The following is a 2,838-nucleotide window of genomic DNA, read 5'->3' on the forward strand; positions in this document are numbered from 1 at the left end:
AAACGGTTTGTCTGTTATGGCCTCGCTGGATTACATGATGTGGGTAGTCGGCAATGACTATTCGTGACGTTCTTGGCATACTGACTTGCTAACACAGCAAGATTAAAAAAACAATAAATAAATCTGTCCCCTTTTTTCCTCAGTCCATCTCCAGCGCCTGGTTGGGTATTTCCCAAGTGAGTTCCTTTCATTAGAGACATACTATATTTTTGCTTTTACTTATTTTTTTTGCCCTTGCCTTTACCCTTGCCCTTGCCTTTTTGGCCATAGAGATCGTCACCGCGTTTGAGGGCATGGAACTCTGGAGAACCGGGTTTAATACCAAGACTTTTGGCCAGTGCACCCCACCCTCGGCCCTTACCTTCTTTGTATTGTTCAGTCACATAGTCAATCGGTTTCCCGGACATTTCTCCCAATCGCAGAGCGACATAAGCATCCGCAGGTTTGGTGAAATTACTGAGTACGGTTGTGATCTGCGCATCCCCGATATTAAAACGAGTGGCAAGTCTTGCACGGAATCCAGATGGATCTGCTTGTGCTTGAATATTAAATTTTGGCATCCAATCGAATTCAGCTGCTGCGACTACTGATGCTGATGGAGCAAGCAAAAATATAACCGATACTAATAACAATGTTTTTCGTAGTTTCATTTAATCCTCCTTTGGTCATTAATTTTATGCCCAACGATTAATATACCTAGTAGGTATTTTCCGAACTTCCGTGCAATCCTACTTCAATTCATGAAAAATGAAAAGCGGAAGTTTCACGGTGAAATCAAGTACAATTGGACTTCGACCAATGGGTGTTTTGTGGTAATAAGGACCAAAAGTCCAGTGGTAAAATGTGGGAAAAATGGCAACAGCTAATAATGAATACCATTTGAAGAACTAAACCGCTGCGCGGTAGCCATCCCATCGCCTGTTTCATCGGATTATAATACCAGTCTCTATAAATCCAACACGTTTTTTAGCGCTTGTTGATCAAGCGAAAACCCCATACATCATCCTTTGTCAAACCGTCAGCCTGTGCTGGCAGATATCAAAATCAAAGGAGGTTGTATGATGGGAATGTTAAGAGATCAGATGCTGATGGATTTACAGTTGAGCGGGGCCAAACCGAGGACACAAGATGCCTATCTGCGGGAAGTAGAGAACCTGGCAAAATACTTTAAGAGCTCCCCGGCGGAACTGGGGGAGGCCGAACTCAAGAAGTACATGCTTTACATGATCAACGAGCGGCACCTGTCCGAGGGGACGTTCCGGTTCTATGTTGCCGGACTCAAGTTTTTCTACAGAACAACGCTGAAGCGGGAATGGCCGGTGGAAAAGATCAGGCATCCCCGGAGCAAGAGAAATCTTCCGGTTGTCCTCGACCTTATGGAGGTGGAGTCCCTCTTTTCGGTCACCAGAAATCTTAAGCACAAGGCGATGTTGATGATCACGTATTCGTCGGGATTGAGGGTCAGCGAAACGGCCCGCCTGAAGCTGACCGATATCGACAGCAAACGGATGACGGTCAGGGTGAGTCAGGGCAAGGGAGGCAAAGACCGCTATTCCATCCTGTCCGAAACCGCCCTTGAGCATTTGAGAAGATACTGGAAAAAATACCATCCCACGGAATGGTTGTTTGCCGGCGCCAAAGGGAAAGGCCACATCTCCGTGAGTTCGATCCAGCAGCTATTTCAGAAAGCCAGGAAACGTGCCGGCATCACAAAGCCGGTCAGCGTGCATACGTTAAGACACAGTTTTGCCACTCATCTGATTGAAGAGGGAACAAGCCTCCACCATGTCCAACTGCTTCTTGGGCACAGGTCCCCAACAACGACCACTGTCTACCTGCATGTCAGCCGACTGAACCTGTCACAGGTCACATCTCCTCTCGATAAAAAAACGAAGCAACCTTCGTAATCCACGAAAAGCGGATGCGAACAGCTGGCGACTTTGAAGTGGCGGAGATTTTCCGTCAGTACGGACCTGTCTATAGAGAATCTCATAGATTGCCCCGCAATCATCTGAGGGTCATGCGCGCCATTGAGGTATGCAGAACCGCTGCCATGGGTGGTCATAAGGACCAGTGCGATCACTGCGGCCATCTGGCGATATCGTATAACTCCTGCCGAAACCGGCACTGTCCCAAATGCCAGACACTGCGGAAAGAGAAATGGATCGAGGCTCGCGGTGAGGACCTCCTGCCTGTTGAATACTTCCATGTAGTCTTCACCATCCCCTCAGAACTGAATCATCTGGTGTTAATGAACCGAAAGGTCATGTATGATCTTTTTTTCCGTTCAGTCTCAGAAACGCTCATTGAACTTGCCAATGACCCGAAACATCTCGGTGCCAAAATAGGCGTCATCAGTGTTCTGCATACCTGGGGACAGAACCTTATGGATCACCCCCATATCCACTGTATTGTCACCGGGGGCGGCCTGTCCGCTGACGCCAACCGTTGGATATCCTGCCGGAAGGGTTTTTTCCTTCCCGTAACGGTCATGTCGGCATTGTTCCGCGGGAAGTTTCTTGACCACCTCACGCATTGTTTCAAAAACGGCGCTCTGGTGTTCGACGGTGCGATCAACCATCTCAAAACACCCGGCAACTTCAATTTTTTCAGGAAACAACTCTATGAAAAGAAGTGGGTCGTTTATTGCAAACCGCCGTTCGGTGGCCCCAAGGGTGTTCTCCAGTATCTTGGCAGATATACCCACAGAATCGCCATCAGCAATAACCGCATCCTCAATATCCAGGGTGGCAAGGTTTCCTTCTTGTGGCGGGATTATGCCGACGATAACCGTCAAAAGACGATGACGCTCAAGGCTGATGAGTTCATCCGAAGGTT

General features: G+C 48.0%; 3 protein-coding genes. 2 read left to right on the plus strand and 1 reads right to left on the minus strand.

Features of this window, described 5'->3' with window-relative positions:
- Nucleotides 1–215: 215 nt before the first annotated feature.
- Entirely contained in the window at nucleotides 216–650 is a 435-nt protein-coding gene (locus Q7J27_13560; protein ID MDO9530167.1) for a hypothetical protein, read from the minus strand.
- Between the two features lie 408 nt (nucleotides 651–1,058).
- Between Q7J27_13560 and Q7J27_13565 the strand changes: the two genes are divergently transcribed.
- Together Q7J27_13565 and Q7J27_13570 are read left to right on the plus strand one after the other, a co-directional pair.
- Entirely contained in the window at nucleotides 1,059–1,907 is an 849-nt protein-coding gene (locus Q7J27_13565) for a site-specific integrase (protein MDO9530168.1), read from the plus strand.
- Between the two features lie 14 nt (nucleotides 1,908–1,921).
- Nucleotides 1,922–2,838: IS91 family transposase (locus tag Q7J27_13570; protein ID MDO9530169.1), on the plus strand; the 917-nt coding region annotated here is incomplete at its 3' end.

It is taken from the genome of Syntrophales bacterium (assembly GCA_030655775.1).
In the GTDB taxonomy this organism is placed as follows: domain Bacteria; phylum Desulfobacterota; class Syntrophia; order Syntrophales; family JADFWA01; genus JAUSPI01.